This is a genomic window from Archangium sp. Cb G35 (assembly GCF_001896145.1).
Taxonomy (GTDB): Bacteria; Myxococcota; Myxococcia; order Myxococcales; family Myxococcaceae; genus Archangium; species Archangium violaceum.
Genome location: NZ_MPOI01000002.1, coordinates 281,265 through 305,880 on the forward strand (window position 1 = coordinate 281,265; position 24,616 = coordinate 305,880).

Sequence of the window (24,616 nt, forward strand, 5' to 3'; positions counted from 1 at the left end):
AAGCCACACCGGCCGTGAGGGGCCGGACGCTCCGCGTGCACCCCCGTGCCTTCGCATTTGAAGGGGCCCTCGGGCCTGTGCGACGTTCCCTCCCGCCATGGATGACACCACGCTCGCCTCCCTCAAGGCCGCGCTCGCCGCGAGCCCCGACAACGCGCCCCTGCGCGGCCTCGTCCTCAAGGCCCACCTCGAGCGCAACGAAGTCCCCCAGGCCCGCGCCATCCTCGGCGAACACGCCCCCGATCTCTTCTCCGAGCCCGATCGGCTCCACGCCGCCCGCACCCTCTTCCAGACCGGCGAACACGAGCGCGCCCTCCTCTTCTGCGCCAACCACCCCGCCCCCGAGGCCGCCCTCCTCTCCGCACGTGCCCTCGCCGCGCTCGGCCGCAAGGACGAAGCCCGCTCCTCCTATCAGCGCGCCGTCTCCCTCAACCCCACCCTCGAGGACCGCGACCTCCTCGCCCAGCTCACCGCCTCCGTGCGCGACGTGCAGCCCTCCGCTCTCGGCGGCCCCCGCCTGCGCGTCATCTCCAACGACGACACCTCCTCCAACGAGGTGGACCGCGTCCTCGCCCCTCCCCAGACGCCCCTCACCTTCGCCGACGTGGGCGGCCTCGAGGACATCAAGAAGCAGATCCGCAAGCGCATCATCCTCCCCTTCCAGAAGCCCAGTCTCTTCGAGCGCTTCAAGAAGAAGGCCGGCGGCGGCATCCTCCTCTACGGCCCTCCCGGCTGCGGCAAGACGCTCCTGGCCCGCGCCACCGCCGGCGAGTGCGGCGCCACCTTCTACAACATCGCCATCTCCGACATCCTCGACATGTACATCGGCGAGTCGGAGCGGAAGCTGCACGCCCTCTTCGAGAAGGCCCGTCAGACGACTCCCGCCGTCCTCTTCTTCGATGAGCTGGAAGCGCTCGCCGCCAAGCGCCAGTTCAGCCGCGAGGGCACCAGCGCCAAGCTCGTCAGCCAGTTCCTCGCGGAGATGGATGGCTTCGCGCAGAACAACGCCGGTGTGCTGATTCTCGGCGCCACCAACACGCCCTGGGCCATCGACCCGGCCTTCCGCCGCCCCGGCCGCTTCGACCGCGTCCTCTTCGTCCCTCCGCCGGATGCCGCGGCACGCGAGGAGATCCTCAAGCTCCTGCTCAAGGAGCGGCCCCAGGACTCCCACCTCGACCTGGGCTTCGTGGTGAAGCACACCAGCACCTTCTCCGGCGCGGACCTGGCCAACGTGGTGGAGACGGCCAGCGACGCCGCCATCGAGCGCTCGCTCGAGCAGGGCAACGAGGCGCCCATCACCTCGGCGGACCTCAAGGAGGCCCTCCAGGAGGTGAAACCCACCGCGCTCGAGTGGCTCACCACCGCGCGCAACTACGCGCGCTACGCCAATGACGCCGGCCAGTACGACGAGGTGCTGGCCTTCCTCCAGGCCCACGGAAAGTCCTGAGCATGAGCACCACCTACCGCATCCAGGACGAGCCCCGCCCCGGCGCCATGGGGCACCTCGTCGTCAACCCCGTGTTCCCCCTGCTGTCCCTCATGGTGGGGGGCGCGTGGCTCGGGATTCCGTGGTTCATCTTCAACAGCTTCGCCATGGGCAGCAGCACGCGCCGCAAGGAGACGGTCCTCGCGGTGCTGCTGGTCCCCGGGACGCTGCTACTGTTCATCCTGCTCGGCACGCTGGTGAAGCTCGACGTGCTGACGCCGACGTCCGGGCCCTACGCCGGGGTGAGCCTCACCGTGTGGAAGCTCGCCGTGGGGTACGCGCTCTTCAACCTCCAGCAGCGCAACTTCGCGCTCCACGAGTACTACGGTGGCGTGGTCCGCAACGGGGCCCTCGTGCTGGTGGCCAGCATCTTCATCGGCCCGCGCATCATCATGACGCTCACCGGCGGCAATCGGTTCTTGCTGGCACTGCTCGGGTGAAACCATGAATGACGGCCCCTCCTTCCAGTGGCGCGGCTACGCGCAGATGCAGCTCGCCCGCGGGGACCACCGGGGCGCGCTGGAGACGCTGCGCCGCGCCCTCGCCGAGGACCCCGAGGATCCCGAGGCCCATGCCCTGCTGTCCCTGGTGCTGCTGGCCCTCAAGCGCCCCCACGCCGCCGAGCACGAGGCCGGCCTCGCCCTCTCGCTCGAGGCGTTGCTGCCCCTGGCCCACTACGCCGCGGCCTCGGCGGCCCTGGCGCGCCGGCGCTTCAAGGACGCCGAGCAGCACATCAAGAACCTGCTGGAGCTGGAGCCGGACGACACGCAGAACCTCCTGCTCCAGGCCCGGTTCCTCGACCTGACGGGCAAGAAGGACGGCAAGCGCGAGGTGCTGCAACGGGCCCACTCCCTGGCTCCGGACGACCCGGCCACGCTGGTGGCGCTGGGCGAGGACGCGCTGGAGCGCGGGGACGTGAAGCACGCCATGCAGTGGGCCCGCGACGCCCTCACCGCCCAGCCCGAGTTCCAGGACGGCCTGGTGCTCATGGGACAGGTGTACCTGCGCCAGGGCCGCATCGAGGACGCGCGCGAGCACGCGCTGTGGGCCCTGCGCCAGGACGCCACCGACGAGGGCTCGCTGCGGCTGCTGGCCAGCATCAAGGCGCGCCAGAGCCGGCTGCTCGGCCTGTGGTGGCGCTATGCGATGTTCATGGGCTCGCTGGGCGACAGCAAGAGCACGCTCGTGCTGCTGGGCGCCTTCGTGGCCTACCGCTTCGCCACCCTGGCCGCGAAGGACCTGGGCCAGCCTGGCCTCGCCAGCATCATCCAGCTCGTCTGGATGGGGCTCGCCGTGTACACCTGGGTGGGCCCCGCCCTCTTCCAGCGCATGGTGCGCCAGGAGTTGGACTCGGTGCGGTTGGATCCCCGCTTCTGAGCCGCGCTCAGTCCGCCTGCCAGTACGAGACGAAGCGCTTGCCGTTCCAATACACCAGCGCGCTCGACGCCTCCGACTTGATGAACAGGAGCGCGTCTCCCTCCAGCTTCGGGGCCGGCTTGCCGTCCTCGGCCGGGCTCGCCTTGACGGGGAGGTGCCGCGAGTGCACGTACCAGTAGTCCGTCGTCCCCGGGTACGTGAGCTGCTCATCCCGGTCCAGCCGGGCCTGCTTCCCATTCGCGAACAGCACCACGAAGCCCGTCCACCCCTTGCGCCGGGCCCAGATGACGTAGTCCCGGCGGCCGTCCCCATCGAAGTCCCCCGAGAGGTAGAAGGGGTTGAGCTCGGTCTTGATCTCCTTGACCGTGCCCCCGGCCTTCTCCCAGAGCTCCTTCAGGTCCGGCGGGAGATACATGGCGGGCGCGGTGTGGCTCTCGGGGAGCGGCGCGGGGCGGGCCCCCTCCGCGAGTGACTCGGTGGCGAAGCAGAAGACGACTCCCAGGGTGACGCGTGCGATCCGTTTCATGATGGCTCCTCCAGACTGACCGCGCCGGAGCCTATTCACTCCAGGGTCGTCCACCAGCCGCATCCGTTCGTCGAGTGCGCGCCCGGGTGTGCTCCTGCCCGACACCCCGGTGTGCATTTCGCGCGGTGCCTGAAGCTGCTATCCACCCTCCACATGGCCAGCGATGACACGTTGCCCGATGACCGGCGGCAGATGATGGAGAGCATCAACCGCTTCCTCCAGGACTCCGTCCCGCACAACCACGAGCTGGGGCTGAGCGTGGTGGACCTCGGGGTGGCGGAGGCCACCATGCGGCTGCCCTACGCGGAGAAGCTGGTGGGCAACCCCGAGACGGGCGTGCTGCACGGCGGCGCGGTGACGACGCTCATCGACGCCGCGTGTGGCATCTCCGTCTTCATGAAGATGGCCCGCATGGCGCGCATCGCCACGTTGGACCTGAGAATCGACTACCTGCACCCGGCCATGCCCGGCAAGGACCTGCTGGCTCGCGCCGAGTGCTACAAGCTCACGCGCGCGGTGGCCTTCGTGCGAGCGCTCGCGCACCACGGGGACCCGGCCAACCCGGTGGCCTCGGCGCAGGGCACCTTCATCATCGTGGAGGACTGAGCCATGGACAGCACTCCCCCCAGCCCCTCGCTCCGCATCGCCAACATCCTGCGCCAGGTGCGCCTCACGGGTGAATACCACCTGCTCGCCGAGGCCATCCCCTACGCGCGCTTCCTCGGCATCGGCGTGGAGAACACCACCGGCGAGGTGCTGTGCCGCATGCGCTACGCGCCCATGCTCATCGGCAACAGCTCCATCCCCGCGCTGCACGGTGGCACGCTCGGCGGCCTGCTCGAGTCCGCCGCCATCTTCGAGCTGCTGCTGCGCACCCAGACGGACCGCGTGCCCAAAATCATCAGCATCACCGTGGACTTCCTGCGCTCGGGCCGTCCGCAGGACACGCTGGCCAAGGCCACGATTACACGGCTCGGCCGGCGCGTGGCCAACCTGCAGGTGCAGGCCTGGCAGGAGGACCGTTCCCGGCCCATCGCCAGCGCCAACGCCCTGTTCCTCGTGTCGTGAGGGGTCGCGTGTAGACCCTCCCCCCGCGGCCTACAGCTCCTGGCCCTCGTGACGCGCGGGCCGGGCCTTGCGCTCCTCCTCCTCCACGAGCGCCCGCAGCGCCTTCTCCGCGAGCCGCACGCCCCACTGCTCGCCCACCACCTTCGCCTCCTCCATCACCCGGGGCTGCGCCGCGAGGAAGCGCTTGCCCGCCGGGGACTCGTGGAACGTGATGGCCGCGTCCAGGTCCTCCTCGGAGAAGTGCTTCATGTACACCGGCACCAGCATGTCCACGATGGACTCCTGCTGCGCCACCTCGCGGAACTTCTCCATGAAGCCCGGCGGGATGCTCGAGGACTTCTCGAAGTGGCTCGTCATCATCTCCATCATCTGCCGGCCCGTGTCCTCCGCGCCCGTGAGCGCCATCAGCCGGCGCACCTTCTGCTGCTTGCGCTTCGTGGCCTGCATCTCGGGGCCGAACATCTGGTCCGTGAGCGCGCGGGCTTCCGCCGTATTCGTGTCCACGGGAGCCACCTCGGCACGAGGAGCCGGCTCCGGAGTCACGGCCGCCGGGCCCGTGCTCGAGTGCGCGCAGCCCACCGCGAGGACCGCGAGAAGACACCACCGCCAGGACGCCAGGGGATTGATGGAGCGCAACGAGCAGCCCTCCGCGACGAGTGGACTCCCACGATAGTCCCCGCGCCCACGCACCCGTAAGGGGGCTCCGCTCAATCAAGGACCCACGGACACGGTGTACGCCCGGCGGGTACCGTCCCGCGTCCACATCAGCACCGAGGTGGTGCCCGTCTCGAGGGGCTGGAGCCGGACCTTGTCCCCGCTCAGCACCTTCACATCCACCACGCCTGGGGCCCCCACCGCCACGCGCACCACCTCGGGGAGCACGAGCTCCACGGGCGAGCCCAACACCAGAGCCACGGGCACGGCCTCCGGCATCGATTCCGCCACGGGCGCCCGCGTCCGCCACACCACGACGTCCGCCCCCGCGAGCACCAGCCCCAGCCCGGCCACCACCGTCACCACCGGAAGCCAGCGCGGTCCCGAGGGCGGGGCCAGCGCCACCAGCAGTGCATCCATGGAGGGAAAGCGCGCCTCCGGAGACAGCGACAGGCCCCGCTCCAGCGCGGCCCGTACGGAGCCCGGCAGGCGAGGGCCTCGCGGCACCGGCACCCGGCTCCATCGCGCCTCTCCCCGGGCCCGCGCGTCGAAGGGGCGAATGCCATACAGCGCCTCATGGAGCGCCACGCAGAAGCTGAACTGGTCTCCGCGCGCGTCCACCTCGCGGCCCGCGAGCTGCTCGGGGGACATGTACGCGGGCGTTCCCGGCGCCACTCCCGCACGGGTGAGCGCCTCTCCGGTGTCTCCGGCCCCGGCGTCTCCCGGGAGAGCCTCGTCAACCGAGGCCTCGTGGCGCACCAGCCCGAAGTCCGTGACACGGGGCCGCCCGTCCGCGCCCACCAGCACGTTGGCCGGCTTGAAGTCCCGGTGCACCAGTCCCGCGCGGTGCGCCGCCGCCAGCCCCTCTCCCGCTTGAAGGTAGAGGGCGAGCACCTCGCGCCACGGCCGCTCGCGCTCACGCAGCCAGCCCGCCAGCGTGGGGCCTTCCACCCGCTCCATCGCGAGGAAGACGCTCCCGCCCTCCGTGCCCAGCTCGAACAGGGGCAGCACGTTGGGGTGCGACAGCCGCGCCATCGCCTGGGCCTCGCGCACCAGCCGCGCCCGGCCCTCTTCCCCGCCTCCGCCCGGGCGCAGCAGCTTCAACGCCACCGTGCGCCCCAGCGCGGGGTCCCTCGCCGCGTACACCACGCCCATGCCGCCCTCACCGAGCAGCCCCTCGATGACGTAGCGGCCCACGTGCGCCCCCGGCTCCAGCGAGAGCGCGCCGGAGTGCATGGGCAGTGTGGGCGAGCCCGTATCCAGACGGGTGGGAGCGAGGCTGTCACCAGGCTGCGAGGCCTCGGCCGCCACCGCCGCCACCAGGGCGCGGCACGCGGCGCACCCGTCCAGGTGTTGCTCCAGGCGCGGCGTGTCCTCATGGGACAGCGCGCCCGAGGCAAAACCCGCGAGCACATTCTCGTCCGGGCACCCGTCCGGCGCGCGGAACCTCGATTCCAGGGACATCGCTTCTGGATTGTCGCAGGCGCGCGCCGTCACGGGAAGCCACCGGGCCCGGCTCAGCCCTGGATGGCGAGCTTGTACGCCTTGCGCGCCCCGTCCTTCGTCCACACCAGCAGTGTGGTCTCCCCCGCCTTGCTCCCGGTGATGCGGAGGGTGGTGGGGCCATCCACGGAGACATTGGCCATCGACGAGTCCCCCAAGGCGATGCGCACGAGGTTCTTCACTTCCAGCGAGTGCACCTCGCCCTTCTTGAGGCTGATCGTCTCGGCGGGGGCCGCGGGGGTGTCATGGGCCGCCGCGGGAGCCACCTGCTCCGCGCCCGCCGCCGTGCCGAGCACCGCCACCGCCGTCACCGCCAGCACGCCCATCATCTTCTTCACGTTCTTCATGGTGTCCTCCGGGATTGTCCTGCGTTCTGCCCGGATGACACCGGTGACCGCACGGCGTTGCACGGCGGCGCGAAAAAAACTCACGGGTCCTCCGCGTGCGGTTTGTATCTGCTCCACAACTTCCTGGTCGGCCTGCTCCTCCATGGTTATCATCGACTCACCTCATGATGGCCCGAGGGGCTTTCATGCATGGAACGGGTAACCAAGAGAGACTGATGGGTGTGAAGGAGGAGAAAAAGCAAGGAGTAGCCGAGCCCGGAGTTGTCGTGAGCTCCGTGGAAGTATCCTTCTTTGCCCAATCCACCCCTCAACGATGGCGAGAGTTCATGGTAGCCCTTGGCTGCAGGCTCGAGCCAAAGGCCACCCCGCTTCATTGGGAAACAGAACTCGTCGCCCTACCGGAAATCCTCAAGAAGGGCGATCGCTTCCTGACGGGAGAAGTCCATCCCCTCCTCCCCAGTCCCGAGGAAACCCATTGGGTGTTGAAGCTGCAGCCCGTGCCCAGTCCCACCCCCCCCCAAGAGCTCATCGACATGAGCCGCCAGCTCGGAGGGTATCCAGGCATCCTCGAGCGCATATCGGACGGATGGCCGGCGGAACGACGAATCGAGGTGCGGTCCAAGGTTTCCTTCATCCTCGATGAGAAGAAGTGGCGCTCACCCTTTGCCCCCAAGCAGCGGATGGCGCTCAAACCTGTCTCCTCGAATGGGCATCGAGCCGTGCTCTCGTTCGAGAACTACTCCTGGGAGTTCGATTCCCCGGGACCGCTGAGGAAGGTCAATGACCTGGGGTACGTGGATGAGGGTCGGGGATTGTTCGCCCTCAGTTGTTCCGGGCAGGACACGCTGGAACTCGAGCCGGAGATGCTCTCCCGTGTGGAGGTCACGCTATGGCAACTGGTCCGTGGTTTCCTGAAGGCTCCTCCGCGAAGACGCCCCAAGACCGGAGTGGCTGGGTAGGGCCCGCCCGGCACACCGAGCGCCGTCACCGGAGAGAGGGAGACGCCCGCATCCACAGGTGGTCCAGCGCTTCCTCGCTTCCCGAGGAACGATTGGACGTGTTGGAGCAGCGTGCCGACGTCCAATTCCTCTTCCAGGCGCAGCAAGAAGCGGAGTCACTCCCCAGCGCCGTGTGGCAGCTGTGGAGTGCCATCGCCCAGGAGCTACGAACCCAGCGGCAACGGCTCGAAACCCAGCAGAAGGAGATCGACGAGCTCAAGCGGCGACTACAGGAACAGCCCTCGCTCCAGGCACCAGCGACGCCGGATGCATTCCAACGCTGGATGATGGAGCACAGGGCCGAGGTCGCGGAACATCGTGGCAGGCACATCGCCGTCCACCCCACCGAGGGCATCGTGGCCTCCGCGGATAGCTACGCCAGTCTCGAAGACGAGCTCGAACGCCGAGGCGTACCCGACACCCATGTCGTCATTGAGTTCATCCCTCCGACGTTCTCAGTGAAGTGAATCGACTCCACCTGTCACTCCAGACCGACTTCCTGCTCCAGGAGCATGAAGTCAAAGCACCGAAGGTGCTCGTTCGCATCGGGTACAACGGTCGGTGGAGCCGTGCCATCCGGGCCGTGGTGGATACGGGTTCTCCGTTGACCATCATCTCTCCGGACGTCGCGCACAAACTCGGGTGGGTTGAGCCTCCCGAGGAGCAACCCGTGGCAATCCAGGGGATAGGGAGTGGGCAGGAGAGCTCCGGCTGGATGACAGCCATGGATATCGCCTTCCTTCAAAGCCCGGCGCAGGAACCCACACTCGGGTTGCTGCTGAGAACAACGGCTGTGTGCGTCAGTACGCTGGTGGGCCAGGGAGCCGTGCTGGTAGGCCAGCACGAATCACTCGAGCGCCTGCGCTTCACCCAACGCAATCAACCGCCCTACTGGGACTTCGAGCTCGCTCTTCCCGAAGAGGAAGAGCCGTAGGCCCCAGACCTGCGAAATCACGGCCCCTCGTCCCGCACGGAGCTGGCGAGCAGCGAGGAGAGGCTCTGGTCGAGCTGCGCGGGCACGTCGCGCAGGAGGCTGTGCAGCTCGCCCGAGGACAGGCGCAGGCGCTCGGCGAGCCGGGAGCGGGTGCCCTCGAGCACCTCCTCGCGGGCGTGGGCGAGCCACCGGGACACGGTGGACTTGTGCGTGCGGTACACGGTGCCGATGCGCTCCAGGCTCAGCCCCTCGACGAGGTGAAGGCGCAGCACGGTGCGCTCTCGTGACGGCAGGGCCGTGAGGGCCTCGGCGAGCGCGGCCTGGAAGTCGGCCCGGTGGCGCTGGCGCAGGTGCTCCAGCTCGGGGTGGGTGCCACCGGGGAGCGTGGCATCGGCGAGGGCCTCCTCCTCGGCGCGGGCCTGACGTTGGGCGGTGCGGCGCAGGTTGAGGGCGGTGCGGACGGCGGCGGCGCGCAGCCACGCGGCGAGCGGCCCCTGCCCCAGGTAGCTGGCGAGGCGCGGCGGCTGGCCCGCCTCGGAGGTGAGGAGCTTCTCGCGCAACACCTGGCACACCTCGGAGACGGCATCCGCGCCCGGGTGCACGCGGGCGACGGCGGCGGCCACCTTGGGCAGGAAGTGCGCGTCCAGGGCCGCTTGGGCGGCGGCGTCCCGGTGCACACAGGCACAGGCGAGGAAGAGGTCCGTGGCGGGGAAGGCCCGCAGGGTGCGCTCGGGCTCGGACGAGGCAGCGAGTCGCTCGGCGAGGTAGCGGAGGAAGACGGCGTCCTCGATCCGCACCCGGGGCCACGCCGCGCGAGCGGAGGCGAGCAGCTCCGCGAGCACCGTCTCCAGCGCGGGCACTTCGGCGTACCCCCGGGCCTCGGGGCGCAGGTGGGGAACGAGCAGGCGGGCGAGCGGCGAAGCGTGGGACATGGGGGCTGAAGGAAGCGGCCGGGATTTACAGGGTGGAACGGGGCTCTCCTCCTTTCTTACAGGGACTGGGAAGGCGGATCGAACCCGGAGGCGTTGGAATTCCCCCCGTGTGGAGCACCGTGCCCTCCCGGCATGGCCCATGCTTGTACCTGGGAAGCAGATCGGTGTCGGGGTTGGGACTCGGGGCGGTGGTGGGGGTGGGGTGATGGGTGTGCGGGAGTTGAAGGAACAAGCGTTGGACCTGTACTCGCGGCGGAAGTTCGCCGAGTGCGCGCGCACCTACGGGAAGCTGCTGGAGTTGGACCCGAGGGATCCGCACCTGTACGTGCGCCACGCCGAGGCGTGGAGGCGGGCGGGAGACAAGCAGAAGGCGATCAGCTCGTACCGGACGGCGGCGGAGCTGTTGTTGCAGTTGGGGTGCGAGGCGAGGGCGCGGGCCGCGTTGAAGGTGGCGCTGGAGCTGGACCCGAGGGACAACGAGGTGGCCCGGGCGCTGGAGCGGCTGTGCACCACGAACGCGCCGCGCCAGGCGGTGCACGTGCCGCCCCCGGTGCCGCCGCCCTCGCGCATCCCCGAGCACAAGCGGGACATGGTGGAGCTGCACACGCGGCAGGCGAACGTCCCGGGCCGTCTGGCCCTGCCACCCGCACCGGCCGCGCCCGCCGAGCCCCTGCCCTCTCCGGCCGAAGTGCGCAGGCTGTCGGGCAATACCATCGCCATGAGGGCGGCGCCGGGGACGCGCTGGGTGGTCATCTCCTCGCGCACGCCGCTGACGGCCTACGAGGTGGATGACCTCGAGCGGGTGATGTCGCGGGAGTTCACGCTGGAAGTCACGGTGACGGCCGAGGAGTGAGCCCCTCCGCGGCGGCCTGCTCGAGCAGCGCCACGGCCGCGGCCAGCGAATCCCTCGCACGCACCTGCTCGCCGACGTGGGCGGCGCGCGTGCGCAGGGCGGAATCCTCACGGAGCCGGACGAGGGCACGCGTCAGCCGCTCCACGCCGAGACGGCTGCGGGACAGCGACAGGCCGATGCCAGCGGTGCGCGCGTCGTGCGCGTTCATGAACCGGTCCAACAGGTGGGGAACGACGAACTGGGGGACACCGGCGCGGGTGGACGCGGCGGTGGTGCCCGCGCCGCCGTGGTGGACGACTCCAGCCAGCCGGGGAAAGAGCGATCCGTAGGACGCGCATGGAGCGGGACTCTACCCGCCTCACCCGCGAGACTGAATGAAGGGCCAGCGAGTGGAGTGTCCACGAAGTTCGTGGACCTGGTCGTGTTGCGCATGCGCCCTCTCCCAGGGGGAGAGGGGACATCCACGGGCTCTCGGAGTTTGTCCAAAGACTTCGTGGACGCTCCGCCAAGCCATCGGAACAAAGTCCTTTCAGGAGTGGGTGAGTCCGCCTTCCGGGCGCGCTCTTCACGAACTTGTCCAACAGTTGGACAAGTCTGGCGAGACCGGGCCCGGAGGGGTCCCTCCTGCTTTGGAGCTGAGGACAGACCCCTGAACGGACTTACTTCGGCTGGCTTAGAGGGTGGCGGAGTCCGCGGTCTCCTGCTCGGTGGCGGGCTCCGGCTCATGGGAGAGGAGCTCCTCCCAGGTGGGCGTGGAGGGCTCGGAGGCCTGCACCATGGCCTCGCAGTGCTCGCTCTTGCGCTTGGGGTGGCAGTGGCGCACGCCGTAGACGTGGTGGCATCCACACGCGTCCACGCGCTTCTTGCTGCACACCGCCGGATTGAACACTGGCGCCGTCTTCACCTCCACCGGCCCCGCGTTCACCGTCACCGCCACCAGCAACGCACCGAGAATCCCCATCTCCCTACCCCCTTGAAGCTCCGGGAATAGGAATGGGAATTCTTCAGTGAAGGGGCAACTGCGGGCACACTATGGATGACATCCGCGAACCGCCAGCCGTTGACCGGTCGTAAGCTTGGCCGCTCGCTCTGTTCGTCAGCTTCCAGAGGACGCTTCCGTCGCTGCCAGCGGTTGAACCCATCCAGGGGGAAAAGGCCATGAGCTGGACACAAAGGTTGGAGAAGGTCGCCGAGGGCCACTTCGTCCTGCCCAAGACGAAGACGATGCGGGTGGACGCGCACCTGTTCCTCTCGGACAAGCTGCTGTGGGGCGAGGGCCCCGAGTTGCCGGGGTTGGAGGAGGGTGTATTCGATCAGGTGGTGAACGCGGCGTCCTTCCCGGGTGTGACGCGGGTAGCGGTGACGCCGGACTGTCACCTGGGCTACGGGGTGCCCATCGGCACGGTGGTGGAGACGGACGGCATCCTGCTGCCCACGGCCGCGGGCTATGACATCGGCTGCGGCATGGTGCAGCTCAAGACGACGCTGACGGCCGAGGACGTGGCCGACAAGGCGAAGCGCCGCCAGTGGATCGACGAGGTGACGAAGCGCATCGCCGTGGGCGTGGGCGCGTCGCGGGTGCAGAAGCAGCGGAGCGTCAGCGCGCGCACGTTCGCCGAGGTGGTGCGCCATGGGGCCAAGGCGCTGGGCCGCAGTGCGTCCACGACGGAGCGCGACTTCATCCCGGTGGAGGATGACCGGGTGGACATCCCCGAGCGGGCCTACGACAAGAGGGACCAGTTGGGGAGCCTCGGTGGAGGCAACCACTTCACGGAGATGCAGGTGGACGAGGACGGCCGCGTGTGGGTGATGTTGCACACGGGGAGCCGGGGCTTCGGGTGGAACATCGCGAAGCACTACTTCGTGGAGGGCGCGGCGGCGCTGGGGCTGAGCAAGCGCAGCGAGGACTTCATCTGGCTGGACGCGGAGAGCCGACTGGGGCGGGAGTACTGGAACCTGCACAACATGGCGGCCAACTTCGCGGTGGCCAACCGGCTCATCATCGGCGAGGCGGTGTGCGCGGCGCTCGAGGAGGTGTTCGGCGGGACGGCGGACATCTATTACGAGATTTCGCACAACCTCATCCAGAAGGAGGCGGGGAAGTTCGTGGCGCGCAAGGGCGCGACGCGGGCGTTCCCGGGCGGGCACCCGGCGCTGCGCAAGACGCAGTGGGAGAAGACGGGGCACCCCATCCTGATTCCGGGCTCGATGGAGACGGGCAGCGCCATCCTCTTCGCGGAGGAGGGGGCGGAGCAGTCCATCTACTCGGTGAACCACGGCTCGGGGCGGAGGATGTCGCGAGGCGAGGCGCGGCGGGTGCTGAACCAGTCCGAGACGGACCGGCGCATGGCGGAGGCGGGCATCCTGCTGAACACGCGCACGACGCCGCTGGACGAGTCCGGGCCCTGCTACAAGAACCTGGACGACGTGCTGGACACGGTGGAGATGGCGGGGCTGGCGAAGGTGGACAAGCGTCTCAAGCCCATCGCCTGCATCAAGGGAGCGGACTGAGTTACAAGCTGGCGCCCTGGGCGGAGGCATCGGCCCACGACAGGGCGCGCAGGGAGTCGTGGTGGGGGGTCTCGTCATCCACATGGACGCCGAGCCGCGCGAGGACGGGGGCCACGTACTGGCGGAACAGGCTCTCATCCGGCCGCTGCCAGCCGGGCTTGCCCTCTCCGCCGCAGTCGAGGCAGTGGGGCTCTCCGAAACAGGTGCACGCACCACATGCGGCGGCGAGCGCGGCATTGCGCTCGGCGATGCTCGCATAGGAGGAAGCCAGACGCTGGTGGGCCTGACGGACCCTGAGGCGGCGCTCACCACGCATCCGGCCCGCTCGCACCGCCTGGGCCTCGTTGGTCAGCCTCATCATCCCCGCCGTGATCTGTCGAGCGTCCATTTTTCCTCCCTGGGTGGAGTGAACTGCCCACGTCTTGCGTATGTATGAGACGCCCCCCGTCGTCTCGCCATTCAAACGCATGATAAAGGATTCACGAGAAAAGCCATATCCCTGGCGCTCGAAATGTGGGTTTCCTCCTCGAGGCAGACGTAAGGGATTGCCGCCATCCCCGCCCATGCTGCAAAACAGACACGGCCACGAGAACCAGAAGTAGGGTTCCCCTGGTTTTCTTGTCTCTTTTTCAATCCCTTGTCGAAAATTGCAGTCCGAAGGTCCCGCCAGACACGCATTTGCGCGAAACCGGACCCGTCGTTCACTGGAGACCCCGAGAAGCTCCCGACAGACCGCACAACCCCGCATTTCTTGTTACAATGGACAGAGCTGTCCTTCCGTTGCGAGAGATCGGACATCCTCATGCGGGTATGGAACGAGCGGGCCCCTGCGGTGAGAGCAGCCATCCCCTGGAAATCCCTCCAGTCTTTCGGGAGCGAGCGGCTCGACGCGCTGTGCCAGGCGGTGGGTTTCGGCGCGGGAGATACCCGGACGGTGCGGCGCACCTTCGAGCGCATGAGTGACTCCTGGGGACACAGGCCCCTGGGAGAAAAGCCGGCCTGGCGCTCGGACATCACCGATGACCACACGCCCTTCGAGCTGTCCCTGGCCATGGAGGAGGGCCAGCCCGAGGTGCGCTTCCTGCTGGAGGCCCAGGGACAGCCCACCACCCTGCGCTCCAGCTGGGAGGCGGGCCTGGCGCTCAACGAGCGGCTGCGGCGCGAGCTCGGCGTGTCCCTGGAGCGCTTCGAGCGGGTGAGGGCCCTCTTCGAGCCGGTGGATGCCCGGGCCCGCTTCGGGCTGTGGCATGCCGTCTGTGTCGTGCCAGGCGGCGCCCCCACGTTCAAGGTGTACCTCAACCCGTTCGCCCGGGGCCCCGAGGGCGCACGGGCCCTGGTGCGGGAGGCGCTCGAGCGGCTCGGCTGCGCCGAGACGTGGCACGTCCTGTCCACCCGGGCCATGCGCCGGGGATGCGGGGACACCCCCGTCTACTTCTCGTTGGACCTCTCCTCGCACCGCGCCGCCCGTATCAAGGTCTACCTCTCCCATCCCGAGGCCCTGGCGGAGGAGCTCGAGGACGTCATGGCGCTCGGCCGCGAGTACGTCCCGGGCGAGGCGCGCGACTTCTGCCAACAGTTGCAGGGCACCCCGGGCTCCTTCACCGGGGCCCGGTCCACGCTCACCTGCCTGGCCTTCACCTCCGATGAGCCCGGGAGGCCCTCCAGCGTCACGCTGCACTTCCCCATCCGCTGCCACGCGGCCCACGACGCCGACGCGCTGCGGCGCATCCGCCCCCTGCTGGACACGGCGTCGCGCGGCCTGCTGGAGCGGGCGGTGGCGGCGCTCGCCCGCCGGCCGCTGGAAGACGGCGTGGGGCTCATCCAGTGGGTCTCCCTGCGGCGGCAGGGCGGCGGGCGGCGAGCCACCTTCTACCTGGCCACCGAGGCCTACAGCGGAGCGCACCCATGAAACGGGTCCTGCGGTACATCGAGCAGCACCAGGCGGAGCTGGCGAAGTCCCCCTTCCTCTCCTTCCTCGGGGACACGAGCGTCGAGCCCCGGCTGCGCTTCGGCTTCGCCCCGTGCATGGCGCCGTTCGTCATGGGGTTCGCGGACCTCAACAAGTACGTCCTGCGGGACGAGTCCTCGGAGGATCCGCTCCAGAAGCTCATCAACACCCATACCCGGGAGGATGACCACCACTGGGGCATGTTCCTGAGGGACCTGCGCACGCTGGAGCTCAATGCCCCCCTGGAGCTCACCGGGGCCATCGAGCACCTGTGGGGAGAGCACAACAAGAAGGCGCGCCAGCTCATCTACGGCTTGGTGGCCCTCATCTCGGCGGAGCGCCCGGTGATGCGGCTGGTCATCGTGGAGTGCATCGAGGCCGCCGGGAGCGTGGGCTCCAGCCGCTTCACCCAGGCGGCCCGCGAGCTCGAGGCACGGACGGGCAAGCGGCTGTTCTACTTCGGAGAGGCACACGAGCGGCTCGAGACGGGACACCTCACGGGGAACGGGAACATCGAGGAGACACTCGCCGGGCTGGAGCTGACACCGGAGCAGGTGGAGCGGGCGCGCGGCCTGGCCGATCGGACCTTCGCCCTGTTCCACGCGATGGGCGACGAGCTGCTGGCCTACGCCCGGCGAGGCCTGGAGGGGGCCCATGCTCCGGGTACGAGAGGGCTCGCACGCCCCGGATGAGCGGAGGGCTCGTCGGCCCCCCGGGAGGAGCGCTAGGATGGAAGGCCGAGATGAACGCGCCGTCCCCCTCCCCCACCCATCCGCCCTCGCGTGAGACCGAGCTCGCGCGCGCCGAGTCCGAGCTGGCCAGCCAGGAGGCGCGGCTCGGAGAGCAACTGACGCGGGCCGCGGCGGAAGCCGAGAGCCTCTCGCGCCGGCTGCTGGAGCTGAGACAGCAGGTGGAGCGGCTGACGGCCGAGCGCCCCGGGGACGAGCACGTGCGCACCGCGGGCTCGCGGCTGGAATCGGCGTCGGTGCACACCGGCATCACCGAGGAGTCGCGGGAGCAGGCCCTGGCGTCACGCAACGAGGCCCTGGAGGCCCGGCGCCGGTCGGTGGAGGACTCCCAGCGGACGCTGAATTCGCTGCAGCAGCTCAACACCCGGGCGCAGCAGGAGCTGGCCGAGGCGGAAGCGGGGCTGAAGCGCTCGGCGGAGGCGGAGGCCCGGGCACAGCGGGAGCGCGAGGCGGCGGCACGGGCGCAGCGGGAGCGCGAGGCTGCTCCGATGCGGCCGGCGGCGCGCCCGGCGAAGGCGCAGGGGAACACGACCCAGTTGGAGCCCCATCCCCAGGGGGCGCGGGCGCGGCCGAGGATGGTGGCGGCGATCGACCAGCGCAGCGACTCGAACTTCTTCACGGGCTTCAACACGAACATCAGCGAGGGCGGCATCTTCCTGGCGACGGTGCAGTCCGTGCCGCGCGGGACGACGGTGGACCTGGACGTGCTGCTGCCGGGGACGCGGTCCATGACGGTGACGGGGGTGGTGCACTGGACGCGCGAGGTGAACGACAAGACGCCCGAGCTGATGCCGGGGCTGGGCGTGAAGTTCTCCTATCTGCCGCCCGAGGTGACGTCGGTCATCTCGGACTTCGTGGCCACGCGCGAGCCGCTGTTCTTCCCGGACTGAGCCTCACACGCTCCGCCACCCCTCGACGGCCGTTACCACCGCGGCGAGCGCCATGAGCCCGCCGACGACCCGCGCGGCCGCCACGTTGGCGGCGGGATTCGACTCGAGCCAGCCGCGCGCCCGGCCGGCGGCCAGCGCGATGGCGCCATATACCGCGCCCTGGGTGACCGCGATGATGGCGCCGAGCACCAGGGCCTGAATCCAGAGGGGCCCATACTCCGGCCGCACGAACTGCGGGAACACGGCCAGCATGAAGACATAGGCCTTCGGATTGAGCAGACACGTCAGCACCCCCCGGCGGAAGGTGGCCGCGGGCGTCAGCCTGTCCCCAAGGGGCGCCGCCGAGAACGCGGCCCCGCTCCGGAAGATGGAAATGCCCATCCACGCCACGTACAGGGCGCCCATCCACAGCAACGCATTGAACGCGGACGGAACGACCTTCAGCAGGACGGCGACTCCCGTGGCACCGGCCGCCACGTGACAGACCCCGCCCGCGATGATTCCGGCCACCGCGGACAGGCCCGCCTTGCGCCCGCCCGTCAGGGAACTGGCGAGCACGAAGGCCATGTCGAGCCCCGGAAGGACGATGACTCCGAACACCAGGACGAAGAAGAGCCAGAGATGAGCGGTCTGCTCCATGACGAGGACTCCCGTGAAGCGAAAGGGCTGGAGAACCGCTCCTCTCTAGGAGGAATATAGGGCGGAACCGGCCCTCATTCGAAACAGGCAGCTCCGCATGTCCCGCCCCACGACGCGCGTGCTCACCGTGCTCGAGCTGTTGCAGACGCACGGCCGGATGAGCGGCTCGCAACTGGCCCAGCGGCTCCAGGTCGATCGCCGCACGGTGCGCCGCTACATCGCCATGCTGGAGGAGCTGGGCATCCCCATCACCGCCGAGCGCGGACGCGATGGTGCGTACATGCTGGTGGCCGGCTTCAAGCTGCCACCGCTGATGTTCACCGACGACGAGGCCCTGGCCTTGTCCCTCGGACTGCTCGCGGCGCGGGGGCTGGGGCTGGCGGAGGCAGCTCCCGCGGTTGCCAGCGCCCAGGCCAAGCTCGAGCGGGTGATGCCCGCCACCGTGAAGCGGCGCGTGCGCGCGGTGGACGAGACGGTGACGCTCGACCTCTCCCGCCCCACCGCGCCCCGGGACAACGCCGCCCTGGCCGCGCTGAGCATCGCGTCCCAGAGCCAGCGGCGCGTGCACCTGCACTACCGCGCGGCGGAGCACGAGGACTCCGAGCGTGACTTCGATCCCTACGGCCTCGTCTGGCGCGGCGGGCGCTGGTACGTCGTGGGGATGTGCCACCTGCGCAATGGATTGCGCTCGTTCCGGCTGGACCGCGTGCGGGCCGTGCAGCCGCTGGACGTGGCCTTCTCCCGCCCGGAGGGGTTCGACGCGCTCGCCCACCTGACGCGCTCGGTCGCGACGCTGCCTCGCGAGTTCACCGTCGAGGTGCTGCTCGAGACCGGCCTCGAGGCCGCGCGGCGCCAGGTGTTTCCCTCGTTCGGCGTGCTCGAGGAGGTGGCCGGAGGCGTGCTGCTGCGCGGCCAGACGGATGACCTCGGCTGGTTCGCGCGGGAGCTGGCGCGGTTGCCCTTCGCCTTCGAGATCCGCCGGCCAGACGCCTTGCGCGAGGAGCTGGCCGCCCGCGCCCGGCACCTGCTTCAGCAGTCCATGCGGCGTGAGGGGCCTTGCTGACGGCGTCCAGGGCGAAGACGGCCTGTGCTATGCGGCACGCCTCATGTTCAAGGACGAGAGCACGGGCGAAGTGAACTTCCGGGTGGTCTTCTACGGCCCCTCGTGGGCCGGAAAGATGACGGCCCTGCGGTGGATCCACGACCACACTCCCGACGCGCAGAAGAGCGAGCTGACGTCGATCGACATGTCGACCGAAGTCACCGTGTTCTTCGAGATCCAGCGGCCCGGCTTCGGCGAGCTGGACGGGAAGAAGGTCCGCCTCCTCCTGTCCTCGCTTCATGGTGACATCGAATACGAGGACTCGAGCCGGCTGATCCTGAAGAACGCCGACGCCGTCGTCTTCCTGGCCGATGCCCAGCGCGAGCGGCAGGAGGTCAATGCCTTCTGGGCGGAGGCACTTGCCCAACATCTCGCGGAGCAGAAGAAGGACATCACCCGGCTGCCGCTCGTCACCTGCGTCACCAAGAGTGACTTCGAGAACGCGGATGCACCGGAGCAGGTCCTCGCCAGGCTGGGATTGCCCATGCCGTCACCGGGCCTCGTGATCAATCCCACCACGGGGCAGAACATCCCCGAGCTCATCGACGCGGTTCTGTACGCCATCCGGCGGGGCTTGGCGGAAGGAACGCTCACGGAAGAGCAGCGCGACGAAGAATCCGGTGCGCGTGCTCGCATCGTGGAGCATTACCGCTCGGTGTTCGGTGAAGACATCCAGGAATACTGGCCCACGACGCTACCCGGGAACCGTCCCGGGTTCATGGTGGTAGAGCACCGCCCGACGCGAGAGCGCCCCTACTACACCTACGTCACGGCGGGGCTGAGCCTCTGGTCCCAGCTCCCCGGCGGTCCACAGCCCCGGCTCGAGCTGATTGCCTATTCACCCTCCGAGAATCAGCGCATCGCCGATGTGCTCATCGCGCTGGCGATGACGATTCTCGCGGGGGAGGAGGAGGATGCTCCGTACAAGGTCCACGACACCGTGACGCTGGAGGAACTCGGGCTCATCCACGAGCGCTTCGTGCTGGCACCGCCCATGGAAACGCTCACCCTCGAGGCCGCGTTGCTTCACGTCGTGCCCGTCACCGAGGATGAGCTCCAGCATGCCATCGAGAACGGAACTCCCTCGCTCCTCGAGAAGATGAAGCTGACGAAGCGGGGGAAGCCGTTCGGTTGGGGCCGGGGCCCGAAGGAAAGTGTCCTCCGCAAAGGAGGCTTCTTCGGGATGTTCAACTAAGCCACTGGAAGAACGTCCGAGCAGGAGGGACCCCTCCGGGCACGGTCTCGCCAAACTTGTCCAACAGTTGGACAAGTTCGTGAAGAGCGCGCCCGGGAGGCGGGCTGAACTCGAGGGAGTGACTTGCGTAGACAGCGCGGACAGTCCCCCTGAAAGAACTTTGTTCCGTAGACAGGCTCACCACAACGCCACGCCCACCTCGAGCAGGGTGAGCCCATACACCAGGCCGAGCCCGGGATTGTCCGTGCCCACGCCCACGCCCAGCTCCAACACAGACACCTGCGCCTTCCCCAACGTGAAGCGCGCGGGCGCCACCGTCAGCCCCAGCCCCAACGAGGGCCCCGCCACGGGCACGGGGTGCTCGGGCGTCAGGAAGTCCAGCCTGTCTCCGAACAGGCCCGTCAGCGTCACCAGCGCTGCGGGAGTCCACCACCCCTGGCGCTGCACGCCCGCCCCCACCCGCACCGCGAACGCCGAGCCCAGGCCCGTCAGCGCATTCACGTCCGCCTGCAACAACCACCGCCCATCCACCGTGTCCCGCACACCGAAGCCACCGCCCACACCACCCTGGGTGCGCGCCGATGACAGGTAGATGCTCGCCCCCGAGCGTCCATACAGCGAGAACTGATGACGCGGGGACTCGGACACCTCGGGTGCGGCGGGAGAGGTGGCCAGGGCGGACAGGATGACAAGCGCGGAGATGCTCATGGAAGGGGACCCTCGGCCCAGAAGGAGAGACCGGCGGCGGACAGCCGGGTGACATCGGAAAGGAAGTCGTAGTCGAGCGTGGACGGCACATCGCTCGCCTTGTGGTAGTTCGGATTGCGGAAGTTGGCGGTGTCGGTGAGGAAGAGCGCGCTCTGCCCGGCCATCCAGAAGGGCGCGTGGTCGCTGCGCATCAGGTTGCCCGAGGCGGGCCCGGAGCCGTCCTTCGGCGCCACCACGCCCTTCATGAAGCCGTCGTAGCCCAGCCGCGAGGAGAGCGCATACAGCTCCTCCAACCGGGGACGGGACTGCTCGTTGGCCACTCCGGCCAGGAAGTCCCCCGTGCTCGGCAGGGGCAGCCCGGGCAGGCCCTGCTGCGCTCCGGGAGTCGCATCCCGGTAGCCGATGCAGTCGAAGATGATCGACGCGACGATCTCCTCTCCCGGACGGTTCTCCACATACCGCGTGCTGCCCACCAGCCCCAGCTCCTCCAGGTCGAACCCCACGAAGCGCACCGTGCGCGCGAAGCGCTTGCCCGCGGCCAGCCGCGCCATCTCCAGCATGGCCGACACCCCCGAGCTGTTGTCATCCGCGCCCGAGTAGTACGCGTCGTAGTGCGCACCCACCACCACCACCTCGTCCGGGTGCTCGACACCCGGAATCTCGGCGATGACGTTGATGGTGGGGAAGCGCTCATCCTCCGTCTCGTGCGTGGTGACGGTGTAGCCGAGCGCCTCGAAACGCGCCTTCACGAGCTGGCGGGCCTTCTCGCGGGTGACGTGGCACACCGGCCGGCGATCCGTGTCGATCACCGACGTATCGAAGAGGGCGCAGTCGAGCGGCGTATCGCTGTCATGCGCCTCGACGAGCGCCGCCACGTCCGACACCAGGTTGGACTTCAGCACGCCCGCGGAGAAGTCCCCGGCGCGCGAGACATCGGTGTCCTCGATGGAGGGCCGCGAGGCACAGGAGCTCACGGCGAGCAGCAGCAGCGCGGACAGGGTCCTCACAACATCACCCCCAGGTGAACGAGGCCGACTTGCAGCCGCAGCGTGGCGCCGGGCTGGTTGAGCGTGGTGCCCCACTGCACCTCCAGGGCGCTCGCGGTGAAGTGTTGGAAGACGAAGCGCAGGGGCGCGGCATGCACGGCCACGTACGCGGGCCCGAGTTGCATGGCCTGCTTGCGCGAGAGGTCATCGGGGAAGCCACCCTGGGGAGGAATGATGATGGGCAGACCGCTCACCCCCAGCTCGGGGCCCACGGCGGGCCGCCAGCGGCCCAACCGCGTGGTGAGCAGGGCGCGGGCATACACCTCGACCGGGAGGTTGCCCTGGCCCGAGGGAGCCCAGCGCAACCCGCCGCCGAAGCGCCAGTTGTCGAGCTCGTACGCATAGGAGGCGTCGAGGCCGAACCGGGGAGTGGTGACGTTGTAGACACCGCCGTTGGTGAGGGTGACGGCGGTGACGCCGAGAGACACATCGTGTCCGGCCGCCGCGACACCCGGGAGGAGCGCGGCGGAGAGGAGCAACCAGGGACGCATGCGCGGACCCTACCGCGCGCGCCCCGGAGAGGCTACGTCCCGATGAGCGCCACGCCGAGGATGAGCCGCTCCAGCAGCCCGATGACGTAGTGCGTGGGCCCGGAGATGAGCCGGGCGCCGAAGAAGACGACGGCGATCAGCAGCAGCGGCCCGAGCGCGAGCACCCGCTGCCAGGAGCCGAGGAGCTTCTGGGGCAGGAGGCCCTCGACGACTCGGCTGCCATCGAGCGGAGGCACGGGCAGCAGGTTGAAGAGGGCCAGGCCCACGTTGGCCACCATCATGATCTTCAGGAAGTACTCGATCCCGGGGTTGGCGGGGAGATAGCCCGGAGCCAGACGCCACGTGAGGCCGAAGACGAGCGCGCTCGCGGCGGCCAGGACGAGGTTGGACAGGGGCCCGGCGGCGGCGGTGAGCATCCAGCCGGTGCGCATGGAGACATCGCGGCGGAAGCGCGAGGGGTCCACGGGGACGGGGCGGGCCCAGCCGAACGGGATGCCCAGCAGCGGCAGCAGCAGCGTGCCGAAGACATCGATGTGCGCGAGCGGGTTGAGGGTGAAGCGGCCCATGCGCTCGGCGGTGTCGTCTCCGAGGAGGCGAGCGCTCCAGGCGTGGGCGAACTCGTGCACGGTGAGTGAAAGCACGAGCGGAATGAGCATCAACGCCCGTTCGAGAAACGGTGAGTCCATGTTGGCGTGTGCCAATAAGGGCGGCTCCCCCCACCCGCCATGCAAGTGAACACGCCCGTCCGGAGAGCAGGCGGCCATGCATGGACTCCCTCTCCCTCTGGGAGAGAATCCCCCCGTCGTTCAAAGGGGGGGCACGCCCCCCGGGGTGAGGGTCATTCTTCCAGGACGGCCGTGCGAGCAAGCGCGCCCCTGGGGCCGCTGGTCCGCCTCCAGAACACACCCCACCTTTGCGGCGAACCACGCCGAAGGGGGAGCCGGGGAATGCGCGTCCACCATCTGAATTGCATCACCATGTGCCCACCGGGCGGACGCCTGATGGATGGGCGCCGGAGGCCCCAGGGCATCCCGGCGGCACTGGTGTGCCACACCCTGCTGGTGGAGACGGAGCAGGGGCTGGTGCTGGTGGACACGGGCTTCGGGCTGGAGGACGTGCGCAACCCGAGGCCCCGGCTGAGCCCCTTCTTCCTCACGCTCAACCGCCCGAGCTTCAACGAGGAGATGACGGCGATCCGTCAAATCGAGCGCCTGGGCTTCAACGCCGGGGACGTGCGGCACATCGTGCTGACGCACCTGGACTTCGACCATGCGGGAGGGCTGGACGACTTCCCGGCGGCGCGGGTGCACGTGATGGCGGCCGAGGCCGAGGCGGCGGTGGCGCAGGCAACGTGGCTGGATCGCCGGCGTTTCCGGCCGAGGCAGTGGAGCACGCAGCCGCACTGGGTGACGTACCCCATGCCCTTCGGGGGCGAGCGCTGGTTCGGCTTCGAGTGCGTGCGTGAGCTGTCGGGCCTGCCGCCGGAAATCCTCATGGTGCCGCTGGTGGGGCACACGCTGGGACACACGGGCGTGGCGGTGCGGCAGTCCGGCGGGTGGCTGCTGCACGCGGGGGACGCGTACTTCTTCCACGAGGAGATGGACCCGCACCACCCCCGGTGCACGCCGGGCCTGCTGGCCTACCAGGAGCTGATGCAGAAGGACGGACGGCTGCGGAAGCTCAACCAGGAGCGGCTGCGCGAGCTGGTGCGCCTGCACAGCCGGGACGTGCGCGTCTTCTGCGCGCACGACGCGGTGGAGTTCGAGCGTCTGGAAGAGGAGTCGCGCGCCCCGGCACCACAGGTGGAGGAGCCGAAGGTGCTGCTCCCCGAGCCGCCGCTGCCGAACATCCCCACGGTGTGAGCCGCGGGGGTTACAGCTTGATGTTCTCGTGCTTCACCAGCGCGGTGAGCGCCTCCTCCATCACCGCGCGCGCCGCCGCCGTGTACCGGTAGAGCAGCGAGTGCACCTGCCGGTCCGCCTCGTTCCGGTTCTCGCAGTGCTTCGAGTACTCCTCGAAGGCCTGCAGGCTGCTGACAATCTGGGACAGGTGGTTGGGGCACTCGCACTGCACGGCGCTGGAGACCTCCAGCAGCACGCCCAGCTGCTCCGGTGAATAGAGCGGAGCCTTCGGCGTGGCCGGCACCGTCACCGTGGACACCGCGCCCGGCGCGCCCAGTTGCAGCGCCGGAGCCGAAGCCGAGGCCGTGGGAGCCGCCGGAGCCGCCGCGGGCGCCATCGGCTTCACCGGCTGGGGCTGCAGCATGTCGTCCAGCACCGCCAGGTGCACGTGCGCGCGCAGCAACGACAGCGAGATGGGGCCCTGCAACAGCCGCACCTTGCCCGCCGGGTACTGTTGCAGCACCCCGCGCCGCGCGAAGCGGTACGTGACGATGGCATGCCTCGCCCCACTGTCCTCCAGCAGCGCTGGCACCACCCCCGTCTGCACCCCGTTCAGCTCCATGAAGTCCAACGCCAGCACGTCCGGCCGCGCCCGCGGAACCGCCTCCCGGAAGGCCTCCACCGAGCTCCCGGACCAAACCACTTCCACGTCCCTCAGCGCCTGCGGATTCTCCCGCAGCTGCGCCGGATAGGACTCTCCCAGCAGGGCCAGCTTCACCATTGGACTCACCTCGTGAACGTCCCCACGGTGAACCAGC

The 24,616-nt window shown here is 69.2% G+C and carries 30 protein-coding genes and 1 pseudogene; 17 read left to right on the forward strand and 14 right to left on the reverse strand.

Features of this window, described 5'->3' with window-relative positions; translation table 11 throughout:
- Positions 1 to 97: 97 nt before the first annotated feature.
- From BO221_RS07490 to BO221_RS07500, 3 genes are read left to right on the forward strand one after another with little or no spacing between them, the layout of a single operon-like run.
- Entirely contained in the window at positions 98 to 1,447 is a 1,350-nt protein-coding gene (locus BO221_RS07490) for a 26S protease regulatory subunit (RefSeq protein WP_073559698.1), read from the forward strand.
- A gap of 2 nt (positions 1,448 to 1,449) precedes the next feature.
- A complete protein-coding gene (locus BO221_RS07495; protein ID WP_073559699.1) occupies positions 1,450 to 1,926 on the forward strand; it encodes a hypothetical protein in 477 nt (158 codons plus the stop codon).
- 4 nt (positions 1,927 to 1,930) lie between these two features.
- A complete protein-coding gene (locus BO221_RS07500) occupies positions 1,931 to 2,863 on the forward strand; it encodes a lipopolysaccharide assembly protein LapB (protein WP_073559700.1) in 933 nt (310 codons plus the stop codon).
- 7 nt (positions 2,864 to 2,870) lie between these two features.
- Here the strand turns inward: BO221_RS07500 and BO221_RS07505 are convergent, their stop codons facing one another.
- Positions 2,871 to 3,389, reverse strand: a complete 519-nt coding sequence (locus tag BO221_RS07505) for a hypothetical protein (protein ID WP_073559701.1) — start codon at positions 3,387 to 3,389, stop codon at positions 2,871 to 2,873.
- A 153-nt stretch (positions 3,390 to 3,542) separates the two neighbouring features.
- Between BO221_RS07505 and BO221_RS07510 the strand changes: the two genes are divergently transcribed.
- A complete protein-coding gene (locus BO221_RS07510) occupies positions 3,543 to 3,995 on the forward strand; it encodes a PaaI family thioesterase (protein WP_073559702.1) in 453 nt (150 codons plus the stop codon).
- 3 nt (positions 3,996 to 3,998) lie between these two features.
- Positions 3,999 to 4,457: a PaaI family thioesterase gene (locus tag BO221_RS07515; protein ID WP_073559703.1), complete on the forward strand. Its 459-nt coding sequence runs from the start codon at positions 3,999 to 4,001 to the stop codon at positions 4,455 to 4,457.
- Positions 4,458 to 4,487: 30 nt separating this feature from the next.
- Here the strand turns inward: BO221_RS07515 and BO221_RS07520 are convergent, their stop codons facing one another.
- The 3 genes from BO221_RS07520 to BO221_RS07530 all read right to left on the reverse strand — a co-directional run bounded on the left by BO221_RS07520 (position 4,488) and on the right by BO221_RS07530 (position 6,961).
- On the reverse strand, positions 4,488 to 5,093 hold the full coding sequence (locus BO221_RS07520; protein WP_073559704.1) for a DUF2059 domain-containing protein: 606 nt from the start codon (positions 5,091 to 5,093) through the stop codon (positions 4,488 to 4,490).
- 75 nt (positions 5,094 to 5,168) lie between these two features.
- On the reverse strand, positions 5,169 to 6,575 hold the full coding sequence (locus BO221_RS07525; protein ID WP_073559705.1) for a protein kinase: 1,407 nt from the start codon (positions 6,573 to 6,575) through the stop codon (positions 5,169 to 5,171).
- Positions 6,576 to 6,628: 53 nt separating this feature from the next.
- Positions 6,629 to 6,961, reverse strand: a complete 333-nt coding sequence (locus BO221_RS07530; protein WP_073559706.1) for a pilus assembly protein N-terminal domain-containing protein — start codon at positions 6,959 to 6,961, stop codon at positions 6,629 to 6,631.
- Between the two features lie 215 nt (positions 6,962 to 7,176).
- Here BO221_RS07530 and BO221_RS53505 point away from each other — a divergent pair, with 215 nt between their 5' ends.
- The 4 genes and pseudogenes from BO221_RS53505 to BO221_RS55955 all read left to right on the forward strand — a co-directional run bounded on the left by BO221_RS53505 (position 7,177) and on the right by BO221_RS55955 (position 8,893).
- On the forward strand, positions 7,177 to 7,920 hold the full coding sequence (locus BO221_RS53505; RefSeq protein ID WP_143195323.1) for a hypothetical protein: 744 nt from the start codon (positions 7,177 to 7,179) through the stop codon (positions 7,918 to 7,920).
- A 98-nt stretch (positions 7,921 to 8,018) separates the two neighbouring features.
- On the forward strand, positions 8,019 to 8,426 hold the full coding sequence (locus BO221_RS07540; protein ID WP_143195324.1) for a DUF5678 domain-containing protein: 408 nt from the start codon (positions 8,019 to 8,021) through the stop codon (positions 8,424 to 8,426).
- A 65-nt stretch (positions 8,427 to 8,491) separates the two neighbouring features.
- A pseudogene (locus BO221_RS57570) lies at positions 8,492 to 8,668 on the forward strand (aspartyl protease family protein); the annotation flags it as partial.
- A 6-nt stretch (positions 8,669 to 8,674) separates the two neighbouring features.
- Positions 8,675 to 8,893, forward strand: a complete 219-nt coding sequence (locus tag BO221_RS55955; protein WP_233165775.1) for a hypothetical protein — start codon at positions 8,675 to 8,677, stop codon at positions 8,891 to 8,893.
- Between the two features lie 17 nt (positions 8,894 to 8,910).
- On the opposite strand, the gene BO221_RS07550 is transcribed toward BO221_RS55955, so the two are convergent.
- Positions 8,911 to 9,825 (reverse strand): sigma-70 family RNA polymerase sigma factor, encoded by a 915-nt coding sequence (locus tag BO221_RS07550; RefSeq protein ID WP_073559714.1) that lies wholly within the window; start codon positions 9,823 to 9,825, stop codon positions 8,911 to 8,913.
- A gap of 205 nt (positions 9,826 to 10,030) precedes the next feature.
- Between BO221_RS07550 and BO221_RS07555 the strand changes: the two genes are divergently transcribed.
- The gene (locus tag BO221_RS07555) at positions 10,031 to 10,678 is read left to right on the forward strand and encodes a lipopolysaccharide assembly protein LapB (RefSeq protein ID WP_073559715.1); all 648 of its coding nucleotides are present in this window, start codon (positions 10,031 to 10,033) and stop codon (positions 10,676 to 10,678) included.
- Here the strand turns inward: BO221_RS07555 and BO221_RS07560 are convergent.
- Together BO221_RS07560 and BO221_RS07565 are read right to left on the reverse strand one after the other, a co-directional pair.
- The gene (locus tag BO221_RS07560; RefSeq protein ID WP_369864657.1) at positions 10,656 to 10,985 is read right to left on the reverse strand and encodes a glycosyltransferase; all 330 of its coding nucleotides are present in this window, start codon (positions 10,983 to 10,985) and stop codon (positions 10,656 to 10,658) included. The two genes, BO221_RS07555 and BO221_RS07560, sit on opposite strands and share 23 nt — an antisense overlap.
- A 366-nt stretch (positions 10,986 to 11,351) precedes the next feature.
- Positions 11,352 to 11,639 carry a hypothetical protein gene (locus BO221_RS07565; protein WP_073559717.1) on the reverse strand — a complete coding sequence of 96 codons (288 nt, stop codon included), beginning with the start codon at positions 11,637 to 11,639 and terminating at the stop codon, positions 11,352 to 11,354.
- Between the two features lie 197 nt (positions 11,640 to 11,836).
- On the opposite strand from BO221_RS07565, the gene BO221_RS07570 reads away from it, so the two are divergent.
- Positions 11,837 to 13,189 (forward strand): RtcB family protein, encoded by a 1,353-nt coding sequence (locus BO221_RS07570; RefSeq protein WP_073559719.1) that lies wholly within the window; start codon positions 11,837 to 11,839, stop codon positions 13,187 to 13,189.
- A 1-nt stretch (position 13,190) separates the two neighbouring features.
- Here BO221_RS07570 and BO221_RS07575 read toward each other — a convergent pair whose 3' ends face one another.
- A complete protein-coding gene (locus BO221_RS07575) occupies positions 13,191 to 13,577 on the reverse strand; it encodes a hypothetical protein (RefSeq protein WP_143195325.1) in 387 nt (128 codons plus the stop codon).
- A 444-nt stretch (positions 13,578 to 14,021) separates the two neighbouring features.
- Here BO221_RS07575 and BO221_RS07580 point away from each other — a divergent pair, with 444 nt between their 5' ends.
- Genes BO221_RS07580 through BO221_RS07590 form a run of 3 tightly spaced genes read left to right on the forward strand, consistent with a single transcriptional unit; the run spans position 14,022 to position 16,776 of the window.
- Positions 14,022 to 15,098: a tryptophan dimethylallyltransferase family protein gene (locus tag BO221_RS07580; protein ID WP_073559721.1), complete on the forward strand. Its 1,077-nt coding sequence runs from the start codon at positions 14,022 to 14,024 to the stop codon at positions 15,096 to 15,098.
- Complete coding sequence (locus BO221_RS07585) at positions 15,095 to 15,829, forward strand: hypothetical protein (RefSeq protein ID WP_073559723.1); 735 nt, start codon at positions 15,095 to 15,097, stop codon at positions 15,827 to 15,829. Before BO221_RS07580 ends, BO221_RS07585 begins: the two co-directional genes overlap by 4 nt.
- A 50-nt stretch (positions 15,830 to 15,879) precedes the next feature.
- Entirely contained in the window at positions 15,880 to 16,776 is an 897-nt protein-coding gene (locus BO221_RS07590) for a TIGR02266 family protein (protein WP_073559724.1), read from the forward strand.
- Between the two features lie 3 nt (positions 16,777 to 16,779).
- On the opposite strand, the gene BO221_RS07595 is transcribed toward BO221_RS07590, so the two are convergent.
- Positions 16,780 to 17,415: a LysE family translocator gene (locus BO221_RS07595; RefSeq protein WP_073559725.1), complete on the reverse strand. Its 636-nt coding sequence runs from the start codon at positions 17,413 to 17,415 to the stop codon at positions 16,780 to 16,782.
- A gap of 97 nt (positions 17,416 to 17,512) precedes the next feature.
- Between BO221_RS07595 and BO221_RS07600 the strand changes: the two genes are divergently transcribed.
- Together BO221_RS07600 and BO221_RS07605 are read left to right on the forward strand one after the other, a co-directional pair.
- On the forward strand, positions 17,513 to 18,478 hold the full coding sequence (locus BO221_RS07600) for a YafY family protein (protein WP_073559726.1): 966 nt from the start codon (positions 17,513 to 17,515) through the stop codon (positions 18,476 to 18,478).
- The gene (locus BO221_RS07605) at positions 18,462 to 19,712 is read left to right on the forward strand and encodes a suppressor of fused domain protein (RefSeq protein ID WP_158079798.1); all 1,251 of its coding nucleotides are present in this window, start codon (positions 18,462 to 18,464) and stop codon (positions 19,710 to 19,712) included. Before BO221_RS07600 ends, BO221_RS07605 begins: the two co-directional genes overlap by 17 nt.
- A 177-nt stretch (positions 19,713 to 19,889) precedes the next feature.
- On the opposite strand, the gene BO221_RS07610 is transcribed toward BO221_RS07605, so the two are convergent.
- From BO221_RS07610 to BO221_RS07625, 4 genes are read right to left on the reverse strand one after another with little or no spacing between them, the layout of a single operon-like run.
- Positions 19,890 to 20,420, reverse strand: coding sequence for a hypothetical protein (locus tag BO221_RS07610; protein WP_073559729.1), 531 nt, complete (start codon positions 20,418 to 20,420; stop codon positions 19,890 to 19,892).
- Positions 20,417 to 21,427, reverse strand: coding sequence for a M28 family peptidase (locus tag BO221_RS07615; protein ID WP_073559730.1), 1,011 nt, complete (start codon positions 21,425 to 21,427; stop codon positions 20,417 to 20,419). The genes BO221_RS07610 and BO221_RS07615 overlap by 4 nt, the downstream gene beginning before the upstream one ends.
- Positions 21,424 to 21,957 carry a hypothetical protein gene (locus BO221_RS07620; RefSeq protein WP_073559731.1) on the reverse strand — a complete coding sequence of 178 codons (534 nt, stop codon included), beginning with the start codon at positions 21,955 to 21,957 and terminating at the stop codon, positions 21,424 to 21,426. Before BO221_RS07620 ends, BO221_RS07615 begins: the two co-directional genes overlap by 4 nt.
- Before the next feature lie 32 nt (positions 21,958 to 21,989).
- Positions 21,990 to 22,643, reverse strand: a complete 654-nt coding sequence (locus BO221_RS07625; RefSeq protein WP_073559732.1) for a site-2 protease family protein — start codon at positions 22,641 to 22,643, stop codon at positions 21,990 to 21,992.
- A gap of 261 nt (positions 22,644 to 22,904) precedes the next feature.
- Here BO221_RS07625 and BO221_RS07630 point away from each other — a divergent pair, with 261 nt between their 5' ends.
- Entirely contained in the window at positions 22,905 to 23,819 is a 915-nt protein-coding gene (locus BO221_RS07630) for an MBL fold metallo-hydrolase (protein ID WP_073559733.1), read from the forward strand.
- Between the two features lie 10 nt (positions 23,820 to 23,829).
- On the opposite strand, the gene BO221_RS07635 is transcribed toward BO221_RS07630, so the two are convergent.
- Complete coding sequence (locus BO221_RS07635; protein ID WP_073559734.1) at positions 23,830 to 24,579, reverse strand: hypothetical protein; 750 nt, start codon at positions 24,577 to 24,579, stop codon at positions 23,830 to 23,832.
- Positions 24,580 to 24,616: the final 37 nt, after the last annotated feature.